This is a genomic window from Pseudomonas artemisiae (assembly GCF_057128685.1).
Genome location: NZ_JBSKHS010000039.1, coordinates 1 through 343, shown reverse-complemented (window position 1 = coordinate 343; position 343 = coordinate 1). Strand labels below are relative to the sequence as shown.

Below are 343 nucleotides of genomic sequence, written 5' to 3'. Positions count from 1 at the left end.
GCCCACCAGCTCGATCAGCTCGTCGGCGCGCGTGCGGCGCTCGGCGCGCGGCATCCCGTGCAGCTCCATCGGCAGCTCGATGTTGCCCCGCACCGTGCGCCACGGCAGCAGCGCGGCCTTCTGGAACGCGATGCCGTAGTCCTGGTCGAGGCGTGCCCGCGGCGCCGTCTTGCCGAACACCGTCAGCTCGCCCGCGGTCGGGGTGTCGAGGTCGGCGATCAGACGCATGAGCGTCGACTTGCCGCATCCGCTCGGACCGATCAGCGAGACGAACTCGCCGGCCGCCACCTCGAGGTCGATGCCCGAGAGGGCGTCGACCGTGCGTCCGCGTCCGGTGCGGAAG

General features: G+C 72.3%; 1 protein-coding gene. It reads right to left on the bottom strand.

Translation table 11 applies throughout. The annotated features are described in order from the left end of the window. The coding region (locus ACWKV4_RS20590) for an ATP-binding cassette domain-containing protein (RefSeq protein ID WP_483839558.1) at positions 1–343 on the bottom strand (343 nt) is incomplete at both ends.